This is a genomic window from Anaerocolumna sp. AGMB13020 (assembly GCF_033100115.1).
In the GTDB taxonomy this organism is placed as follows: domain Bacteria; phylum Bacillota; class Clostridia; order Lachnospirales; family Lachnospiraceae; genus Anaerocolumna.
Window position 1 is genome coordinate 1,322,596 of sequence record NZ_CP136910.1, and the last position, 9,863, is coordinate 1,332,458.

Genomic DNA, 9,863 nt, shown 5'->3' on the forward strand with positions numbered 1-9,863 from the left:
TGAAATATGCTTTAGCATTGAAGTATGCTTTAGAATTGAAGTATGCTTTGGCATTGAAATATGCTTTAGCATTGAAGTATGCTTTAACATTGAAGTATGCTTTGGCATTGAAATATGCTTTAGCACAGGCTTGACTGCAGCGACACTTGTAATTTATAAAGACTTATTTATACTGCCAGGATAATGAACCATGTTAGTTATGATAGAGATGCACCTGCACTCTATATGCTCCTCAAAAACGAGCATACTTATGCTCATTCTAAGCTTTTTCATCAAACTTTGTACCGCCCTGAGCGGAGAATTGGAGGAAATAATGAAAATTGAAGTGAGGTATTTTACGAAAACAGGTCATACGAAGAAACTTGCAGAAGGTATTGCAAAAGAATTAGGCATTGCTGCAAAATCTATTTCGGAACCGGTGGAGGGGAATGTTGAGGTATTATTTTTAGGTGAGGGCTTATACAGCTTTGATATAGATCCGGAAATGAAAGCCTTTATTAAGACCTTAAACCCTTCAACCGTTAAAGAAGTCGTTGTCTTTAGTTCCGGTTCCTTTGGAAACGCATATGCTCCCATGAAGAGAGAACTGTCTGCACAAGGACTAAAGGTGTCCTCCCAGGAATTTCACTGTAAAGGCGCCTTGGGATTTATGCACAAGAACCGCCCCAACGATAAGGATGTGAACAATGCAGCTGTATTTGCCAAAACAATATCCGGAAAATTAGGAGCTTAATTTTATGGGTGATGTGAAAAAGAAAAAACTTAAGAAAGCTGCCTTTGTAATAGTGGTATCTATCGTAATTATTGGTTTAGGAAGTTTAGCCGGTATACAGTATGTTACAAGTGCAGGTAATGTAAAACATAAAAGTAACGAAACCCTACTGTCCTCCCAGGGTAGCAGCCAATCCGCATTTGTAATCTACCAGCCAGGCCGGTCAGAGTTCGCCAAAGACATAGCTTATAATCTTGCAAAAGGTTTAAATGATTCCGGATACGAAGTAACCATAAATTATCCTGGGGAATTTTTACCTTCTGATTTGGGAAATTATGATATCATTGTACTGGGAACCACTGTTTACAACGGTAAATTTTCACCGGTACTTGGTGACTATGTATCGGGTATTAAAAATATTGACAATAGTAAGGTTTTGATCTATTCTACTGGCATGATGACTGATAATACCTCGGAATTGGACGGATTAAGCAAACTTCTGTACCGGAAAGCAGATTACCTGGAGAAATTCTATTCCAATGAACAAGAGACTGAAGTCCAAAGGGCCTATGAGTTCGGCTCTTCATTAGGTGAACCCTGATGAAGGGCTTCATGAAGAAATATGGTGCCAATGCTCTTACGGTGTTGCGAGTACTGTGTACGCCTCTAATACTATTTGTCACAAATAAACTGTTGAGCGGAATTCACACCCAGGTGGTAGAAGTTTTTATACTTTTTGCCTTTTTATATTTTGTTATATGCTCCAGTGATTACTTTGATGGAAAAATCGCAAGAAAATATGGTATTGTGTCCCGATTCGGTGCTATACTTGATTTGGCTGCAGATTTTTCCTTTGTAGTGTTCATGCACATTGTTATGATACTGCATGGGATAATTCCAGCCTGGTTTATGATTGTAATTATAGACCGTTTTTTCAATTTCATTATTACCTCTAAGATTGAAAACGATTGGGCGGGCCAGAGCTTTCATCCAAGATTTGATAACCTTGGTAAATATATATCAGCCGTTATGTATATTATGCCGTTTATCATGGGCGTCGATTACTGCTTTTTCGGTCATGAATTATTTATTACCAATGGATTGGTATACGGCATTGCCGGAATATCCGTCATCACTTCCTATTCAAGAATAAGAAATATAAAATCAGCAATTGCCCCAAAGGCTAACGATGTAAATAAAAGTTTGTAATAGATACAAAACAGCTGCGGGAAAACCTGGCACGTAGTTCTCAAGGGGGAGAATCGTTAGAAAGGAAACCTATATTATCTGATGAACCACTATTCACTGTTAACGAATTATATTACACTCTTTTTAAGCCTCTTTGTATCTTTACATATTTACATAAAGTACATAGGAAAGCTTGAATTAAAAAGTAATCCCCCCTTTGAAGCGGCTGCTTATGTTATCTTAATCTTATTAGGTACAATCCCTTTGTTATTCCATACGAATTCTTCACGTTTTCTAAAACTAATCCTTTTGCTATTTATTGTTATAACCACTATTCGTAATCATGCCCCGTTGCCCCTGTTAAATGGACTGGGTATCATATATACTATTTCAATTCCTTTTGACTGGTTTTCTTCATATTTAGGCTGGTTATATATTCCCTTGCTCAGCATTACAGTAATGGTTTACGTATTTGTGTCCATCTTGCTAATAGATAATAACATCTCGACCCTGATTAAATTCTTATTCCTTTCCGCTTTTATCCTTGAAATCATAATCCTTATGAATCTAAAATTTACGTCAGCCGGAATGTATAGACCCAAAGAAGGTTTTATCGCAGAAATCTTTGTATTGTTTAATATTCTGGAGGCTCTTTTATATGAAGCGTACATAAAACTACGAAAAAAAGATGCTCTTATTCTTTTTCTTAATCAAAAAAAGCTGGTATTAGCTAAAATATACACTACAAAGGAAGAGGAATTAAACAGCCAGACCATTTACAGTTATATCACTCAGCATATGAAAGAAAATGAAGACGCAGCCCATATACTTCATTATATTCAGCTAATTGATATCTCCTGGAAAGTCTTTATTAATTATGCAAATAAGATCAGCCGCAAGCATAATGTTAATCTCTCCTTTGAAATTGGGGATAGAGATTACCATATACTAAATCAGATGGTCCTGACTTCTTTGATGTATACGGTAGAATATCTGAACAGGGATTCTCAGAATCAATATACGAATTACGGAAAGATTACATTAGACGAGCATGAAGGAATTATAGCAATTAATGGGTCTGTAAACTGTAATTGTAATCAGGTCTGTTATTCCGTGGAAAGTGAAGTAGATGTTTATATGAATGACTATGTTAAGCTTGTCGGTGCCACTCTGAAGAAATACACAGATAATGGGAAAGCCTTTATCCTTTTTACCATACCTATAAGCGGGCTGAATACATTAGACCGTAATATCCTAAGGACATCACCTTAATCTCCTTAACAGAATAAAAGTAAATGAAAGCTTTCCTTAGCAAAGCTTTCAGGACTCAGGCCTTCTGTATAAAATAAACAAAGGGCAAGACCGTTATTATCTGGTTCCTGCCCCTTATCTGAATTATATCCACACATATTCCCTATGAAATTCATTTATCTGGTCCAGGTATAATAACTTCTCTTTTCTGTCCACATTAAAAAGCCCTGGAATCACTTCAAAATCAAGCTTTGCATTGCGTGTACCAAATTTCACCAAATCGCTTTGTCTTAATAAGCTATTATATAAATCCATAGACAGCTTATACCGGGAATCCAGCTGCTGTTCAATTGCATATTTACGCTGAATCCGCTGTCCTTCTTCTGTTACCACACCACTGTAGAATTCTGAACAGCACCCTGAGCCATAAGAAAAGCACCCGATCCGTTTTGGTGTAGGGAAGTCACCACAATCTATGATACCAAGGAGTGATAAAAATATGGTCGCTCCCATAACATTCCCTACTCTCTGGCAATATTTCATTCCTGGCATTACCCTTTCTTTAAAATCCTTTTCAATCTCTGCCGGACTGTATCGTAACAGTTTACGCATCATACTGCGATGGGCACCCTTCACCATACCTCCAAAGGGTGTATGATAAGCAAGATAATCAAAGGTATCCTTATAGCTAACCCCCTCTACTCTCTTCTGATACTCAAGAAAGGATTGCTCGCAGCAATCCAAATAGGATAATAGAGATAAATCCGAGTTCCCAGCTTCGCTGTCGGGGATGGGGCGGCAGGTATCCATAACTTCAAAGCCATAATACCCGTTAGCGCCGGCATCTATTTGAAAAACATAAGGTTTTTCACTTACTAATATTGCTGCTGCCCCTGCTCCGGAACTGGGTTCTGCAAAGGACCAGTCAGCTGTTAGTGCTTCCCCTCCGTCCACTGCCATAAAGCGGGTGATGTCCGTAGCGATTACTAACGCCTTTGCACCCTTTGAACTTCCTGATAATATGAAATTTATAGCCATCTGAAAGCCTGCTGTTCCGGAATAACAGGCATTTTTTAGCTCAAACAGGCGGCAATTTCTGTTCAATCCCAGATAATGGTGGATATAGGTACTGATGGATTTACCAAAGTCGATACCCGATTCCGTACAGGTAATGACCATTTCAATTCGATTTCTCTCGTCTTCACTTAAGGCATCCACGATGGGTTTCGCTGCATTAACACCATAGGTAATCGGATCCTCATAGGGTAATACCACAGTTTTTTCTTCCATCAGCAGGTTTTCAAATCTGGTTGTATCCAGCTTGCGGTATTCGGCTAATTCCTTGACATTAAGATAAGCAAGTCCGCTATAAAAATTTATTGCTTCTATTCCGACACTTGTCATTTTACCCTCTATTCTTGCGCACGCTCTTTGCGCATACCAAGTTTGTGGTGCGCAAGCACAAACTTGCAGTTGAAAAATTTATTTTTCAACCCAACTCCTTTCGTGAATATCAAATCTTTGATTTAATATTCCTGAATTCATAGTTGAAAAACTGCTTTCTATTTTTCAACTAACCCCCTTCTGTGTACTTTAGACATATAAAATCAGGACGTTGAAAAAACTGCTTTTATTTTTTCAATAACCCCCTTCGTAAATTTCAAAATCCGTCCTTTGATATTTCTTTCAATTGCTACATTTTTCTTGCTACTTTTTTCATTTTCATCTGCCTTCTCTGTCGGCTGTTTTCCGTGGTGCTGAAACTCTGCCACTTATACTAATTCTCCCAGGGGAACTTACCCCTTGTGGCAAATTGATAGATCCATTCAAGGTTTTGAGGCTCCAGAAACATCTTACGATTGGCCTCGATGGCAGAGGTTTTATCGGCAGAAAGCTTGTTATACAATTGATTCATATATCTCTTATATTCTGCAATTCCAGACTTTGGCAACCGTTCTAGCCGCAGTAAATGCCTGCGCAGGATTGAATCACTCTTTTCTTCATAAGCATCTACTAACCCCCATTCAAAAGCTTTGGAAACAGAAACCGGTTGTGTCATGATAGTAAGATAATGTGCCTTCTGAAAACCGATACGCCGGATCAAAAAAGGTAACACACAAGCAGGAAAGAGGCCGAATAACAGCTCTGACAAACTAAATTCCGCAGTAGCATCCGCCAAAACGATATCACTGGCTGCAACAAAACCAATGCCACCGGCATTCACCTTTCCTTTTACATGCGCTATTGTAATATAAGGGCCAGTTGCCAGCTTAACCCATACTTCATACAATTTTTCTGAATTGTTCCTGCCAGTACTGTCTTCCCCTTCAGAAGAAATCTCAGCAAAATCTGCTCCCAGGCAGAATACCTGAGGCAACCCCTCCAGAACAATAATATTTACCCGGTCTTCACACTGTGTCAGTACTTCATATAATTCCTCCACCATCAGCGTGTTTATGGTATTCTTTGCATCAGGCCTGTATATCTGGATAAAACAGCGCTTATCATTCCATTGCACTCTGAGTGTCTGATATTTCATATATTCCTCCTGCAAGGGTATTCTGTAATACTTCTTCAATCGTTTTTACTGCTTTCTTAATACCTTCCTGGTCAATTTGCCTTAATTCTTTGCCAATCCTGGCACTGTTATCAATGATCACTTTGTTACTCATGGCTTCTTTAATCGCTGAGGCTAATTTTTTACTTGTTAATTGGGAACGGCTCACTGCCTTTGGTATTAAATGCTTCTTGTATAATAAAGCTCCCTGATAATAGTGATCCAGCATATGAGGGATCAAAACCTGAGGTACCCCGGCCCAGGCCGCTGTATATACTGTACCGGCTCCCCCATGATGGACTACGGCAGCTACTTTGGGGAACAGCTTATAATGGGGCACATATCCAATCATATACGTGTTCTTCCTGTCAACGTTTGTACAAAGCTCTGCCCAGCCTTTTGAAATAATTGCCCTTACGCCTAAGGTATTGATGGTTTCTTCAATTATCCTGCTGGTTTCCTTGGGATTTGAATCTGTCATACTGCCAAAACCTATGTATACCGGCGGAGGACCACTTTCCAGAAATTCAATTAATCCCGGCTCCAGTTCTTCTTCTATTATTTCCGGTACATGCCACAGCCCGGTCTGGATATAATCAAAACTGTAGTCCGGTACTTTATCCAATACTTCATTCACTGCAATAATACAGGTTTTAAAGCTTCCGATAATATGATCATAAAGATCCTTGATAGGCTTTAGTCCAAGGTTATCCCTCTGTTTATTTATAATACCCACCAGGGATAAATTGATAAAGGAGTTTACAATATTCCATAACAGCTTATTTACCCATTTAGGTAAATTCTGCCAGGGTATTACTGTAGGCGGATAGTTTGAGGAAGGCATAAACTGTGTCACCAGATTAAGGAAAACAAAGGGAATCCCATATTTTTCTGCAATCGAAGGTACCGCAAAAGGTTCGCCACTTCCAACGATAAGATCCATGCCCTTTATGCTGTTTTCTAATTCAAACTGTCCGCCGATAATATCGTGCAGAGTTTTCTTAACCGCTTTTAGCAGGCGGACAGGATGTCCCATATATCCGTTTAAATTACCGATGAGTCCATTAATGTCACAGCCAGAGGAGCAGAAATTTAAACCATAGCCGGTAATCCAGGCCTTTTCATTTGGGGGAGCACACAGGATTACTTCGTGACCGGCATTTTGCAGCTCAATTGCCAGAGCTAGTAAGGGGCGTACCTCACCGTGTGTACCCACAACTGTGATTGCTATTTTTCCCATAAAAATCTCCTTCTTTCTATCTTTTTAATTTTTACTTCGTGCATAGCCAAAGCTTATTATGTCCTCCAAAAAGCTCCTCTTTGTTTATTCTTCATTATCATTATTCTAGCTTTGTATTTCCGTCTCTTCAAAATCCCGAACCAGATAAGGAAATTCAGTACAGTAATACTGACTGCTTAAATCTTTATTATTTACAATAATCACATCCAGCCCCGCCTGCTTTGCCGCCAAAGAACCATTAAAAGAGTCTTCAATAACAATGGCTTCCCAAGGCTGTATATTTGCCAGTTGTAATGCTTTCAGATAAATTTCCGGTGACGGTTTTGCTTTATCAACGTCATCTCCGGTTACAATAAAATGAAACTCCTCATATAATCCCAGTTTATGAAGTGCTAAGGTGACACCTTCTCTGGAGGAGGAAGTAGCTACAGACAATATCTTTCCCTTATTTCTTAAAAGTCTGATAAAAGCTATTGCTCCTTCATAAGCCTCTAATTTCTGGGTAATTAATTTTCTCACCAGCTTTTGCTTCCTGTCTGTGAATTCCTCTATTTCTTTTTCAGAATAAGAGATGGTCTTTGACTGGAAGAAATCCTTAAATACTTCCTTGGTCTTCCTGCCCATATAGGCTTCATAATGAAAATCAAATATTCCCAAGGGTTGCAGGACCTCTTCAAAAGCAGCGCGGTGCAGCCGGTTTGTATCGGCTATGGTTCCATCGAAATCAAAGATTACATATTTTTTATTATCCCACTTTAATTTCATAAGTTAATTCCTTAAAAAACCGGTTGTAGTAGATATCTTTTATGGTTGCAACGGTACTTACGGCATCATGCTTGCCCAAATCCGTAGGGGATTCATAGTTGCCATAAACAATATTAATCGGTAATTTTTCCAGCTTCGGAAAATCATTCTCCACATAGCGAATTTCCTCTTTTGTATCGGAGCGGGAGGTATTTACCAGTGCTACATGGATAAAATCAGAAAGAGGCAGTTTTAGTTTGGCGTTTCTGGTCAAATATCGATAAGCACTGGTCAGGAATTCACTGGCGGTATAATCAGGCGTTTCATAATCCTCGCCGATATTACAGATAAATACCTTCAGTGCCTTGGTATTGGAATAGATTGCTTCTGGTATTCCCATTGTCATATAGCTTGGGAAGAGGGAAGAATGTTGCGTTCCTGGTGCATAAATAATAATGTCGGCATTGTTAATTGTCTGTATTGCTTCAGGTGTTCCATATACATAGCTTTGTATCCGGGAAAGATAATCCATCTTTTCTCTGGTTGTCGTAAATTTACTTTCTATCAGTTCTTTGTCCAGGTACTCATCAATCAGAAAGATATCCTTGATTCTGTCACTGGAGCGAAGCTCCACAATTTCCGCTTCATCATAGCAGATAATACCATTTTCCCTGATGCCTACCAATTTCTTATTTTCCAGATTCGTTGGTACAACATCACCACGTACATGCAGAAGCAGATTAAACAGATTAATGGTTTTATTAAAGTCTTTATCGAGAATCTCATAAGCACCTGCATACAAGCAGTTGGATAACGAACAATCGGAAAAGTTAAATTCCCTTCCCTGTACCTTCTCATATATCTCAAGGGAGGTCAAAAACTGACTTAACAGCTTTTTGATCAGACACTCAAGATTACTGTCATTAATCATAATATTGTCTATTCTGTTACTATTCCCGTCTACAAAAGAACTTAAGATATGGACGCATTGTTCATGCTCGATATCTTCCGGAAAACGGTACTTGAATATTTCCGACCAGATTTTATAATTCTCAAAATTGGGAGACATAAGGTTCTCTTGATTCTTTCTAATATCGGAAGGACCCAGCATATTAAAAAAATCACGGATCTCACCAGTGGATTTCCCGTCATCATATGCGTTAACAATCAGTGATAACCTTAAGGTTTCGTCCTTTACCAATTCCTTGACTAATGTGTTAGATCCTCTGCCGCCTGAAAATACCGCTACCTTTAACATAATAATCCTCCTTTAAATTGTGAATTGCATTGTAAAAAGCTGTTAATATCATTTTGGCTATAGGTGACTTCCTCGATAATGCTCCATAAGTGTTCATATTGAATCCCCTCAAAGGGATTATCCGGAGTAAGAGGTGCAGTAATTAAAAAATGACCGCTTAATTCCAATCCCCCCACCATGGATTCTATTGCACTGGATACTTCCTTTCTTCTGGGTACAAAGAATATTTTATCCTCCCAGAAAAGAAGCGAAAACAGAGGGGTTTCGCTTAACATTCCGTCTTTATCAGTAGTTGTCAGGGTTTCTGAACTGGTAAGTGCCTTTATTAAGTCAAATAGCAGCTTACATCGTTCCTTTGGCTTACCGGTAATAAGCAGGTTTCCTCCCGGATAGTCCGGGATAGTCCCTAAATTATTGTCCATAAGCTCATAGGGTAAGCTTTCAAGATGAAAGGGCTCAAACAGTACCTGGGTATGAAAATGATTTAAGGTGGCTGCGGTACCAACGAGATTCAGAAAAGCCCGAAAGCCATGGAGTTCCACCAAACGGGTCACTTCATAGATTTCCTCATAAGCTAATTCATTTTGTGGGTGATATTCTCTGGAACATAAAATACTGTGATATCTGGTTACCGGCCTGTTGTTTGCCAGCAATACCAAATTGTCAAATTCATATAAGCAATCCTTCCTGTTCCAGATTTCAGTACCTAACGGAAGCTGATGATTTTTTTCTCCCTGAAACCTCTTTGCCCTTTCCGGTGCATACTCAAGCGTTAGAGGAAAGCTTTCCCTGTGTAAGATAATTTCTTTGTTCTCCTTTGGGTAATAGTGTATTAATCCCTCTTTCCATAACTTATCCCAGTTATCCTTGACCGCTTCAACAGGCATAACCCACCTCCTTACAGTTGTTACAA

General features: G+C 39.0%; 11 protein-coding genes. 4 read left to right on the top strand and 7 right to left on the bottom strand.

Features of this window, described 5'->3' with window-relative positions:
* The first annotated feature begins 313 nt into the window (after positions 1-313).
* The 4 genes from R2R35_RS05285 (at position 314) to R2R35_RS05300 (ending at position 3,172) form a co-directional block, all read left to right on the top strand.
* Complete coding sequence (locus R2R35_RS05285; RefSeq protein ID WP_317733460.1) at positions 314-733, top strand: flavodoxin; 420 nt, start codon at positions 314-316, stop codon at positions 731-733.
* A gap of 4 nt (positions 734-737) precedes the next feature.
* Entirely contained in the window at positions 738-1,313 is a 576-nt protein-coding gene (locus R2R35_RS05290; protein ID WP_317733461.1) for a flavodoxin family protein, read from the top strand.
* Positions 1,314-1,324: 11 nt separating this feature from the next.
* A complete protein-coding gene (locus R2R35_RS05295; RefSeq protein ID WP_317733462.1) occupies positions 1,325-1,921 on the top strand; it encodes a CDP-alcohol phosphatidyltransferase family protein in 597 nt (198 codons plus the stop codon).
* 438 nt (positions 1,922-2,359) lie between these two features.
* Positions 2,360-3,172, top strand: coding sequence for a hypothetical protein (locus R2R35_RS05300; protein ID WP_317733463.1), 813 nt, complete (start codon positions 2,360-2,362; stop codon positions 3,170-3,172).
* Positions 3,173-3,295: 123 nt separating this feature from the next.
* On the opposite strand, the gene R2R35_RS05305 is transcribed toward R2R35_RS05300, so the two are convergent.
* From R2R35_RS05305 to R2R35_RS05335, 7 genes are all read right to left on the bottom strand, one after another.
* Positions 3,296-4,555, bottom strand: a complete 1,260-nt coding sequence (locus tag R2R35_RS05305; RefSeq protein ID WP_317733464.1) for a hydroxymethylglutaryl-CoA synthase family protein — start codon at positions 4,553-4,555, stop codon at positions 3,296-3,298.
* Positions 4,556-4,758: 203 nt separating this feature from the next.
* Positions 4,759-4,923, bottom strand: coding sequence for a hypothetical protein (locus R2R35_RS05310; protein ID WP_317733465.1), 165 nt, complete (start codon positions 4,921-4,923; stop codon positions 4,759-4,761).
* A 5-nt stretch (positions 4,924-4,928) separates the two neighbouring features.
* The gene (locus R2R35_RS05315) at positions 4,929-5,690 is read right to left on the bottom strand and encodes an enoyl-CoA hydratase/isomerase (RefSeq protein ID WP_317733466.1); all 762 of its coding nucleotides are present in this window, start codon (positions 5,688-5,690) and stop codon (positions 4,929-4,931) included.
* Positions 5,656-6,948, bottom strand: coding sequence for a glycosyltransferase (locus R2R35_RS05320; protein WP_317733467.1), 1,293 nt, complete (start codon positions 6,946-6,948; stop codon positions 5,656-5,658). The genes R2R35_RS05315 and R2R35_RS05320 overlap by 35 nt, the downstream gene beginning before the upstream one ends.
* Before the next feature lie 105 nt (positions 6,949-7,053).
* Entirely contained in the window at positions 7,054-7,713 is a 660-nt protein-coding gene (locus R2R35_RS05325; protein ID WP_317733468.1) for an HAD family hydrolase, read from the bottom strand.
* Entirely contained in the window at positions 7,694-8,950 is a 1,257-nt protein-coding gene (locus tag R2R35_RS05330) for a 2-phospho-L-lactate transferase CofD family protein (RefSeq protein WP_317733470.1), read from the bottom strand. Before R2R35_RS05330 ends, R2R35_RS05325 begins: the two co-directional genes overlap by 20 nt.
* On the bottom strand, positions 8,944-9,837 hold the full coding sequence (locus R2R35_RS05335; protein WP_317733471.1) for a hypothetical protein: 894 nt from the start codon (positions 9,835-9,837) through the stop codon (positions 8,944-8,946). The genes R2R35_RS05330 and R2R35_RS05335 overlap by 7 nt, the downstream gene beginning before the upstream one ends.
* Between the last annotated feature and the right edge of the window lie 26 nt (positions 9,838-9,863).